1 pseudogene is annotated in these 321 nt (G+C 56.4%); it reads right to left on the bottom strand.

The features are described 5' to 3' along the window. Window positions 1-321: pseudogene (locus AC0QKW_RS04755) on the bottom strand (photosystem II q(b) protein); the annotation flags it as partial.

Genomic DNA, 321 nt, shown 5'->3' with positions numbered 1-321 from the left:
CAACGATGTTGTAGGTCTCTTCTTCTTGGCCAAACTTGTAGCCGTAGTTCTGAGACTCGGTCTCGGTGGTCTCACGCACTAGCGAAGAGGTCACCAAGGAACCGTGCATGGCGGAGAACAGGGAACCACCGAACACACCGGCCACACCCAACATGTGGAAGGGGTGCATCAGGATGTTGTGCTCTGCCTGGAACACCAGCATGAAGTTGAAGGTGCCCGAGATACCCAGAGGCATGCCGTCAGAGAAGGAACCTTGACCCAGGGGGTAGATGAGGAACACAGCAGAAGCAGCGGCCACAGGTGCGCTGTAAGCAACGCAGA

The sequence above is a fragment of the Pseudanabaena sp. PCC 9330 genome, assembly GCF_055795045.1.
The sequence above is the reverse complement of the archived record's forward strand: the minus strand, read 5'-3'. Positions and strand labels throughout refer to the sequence as shown.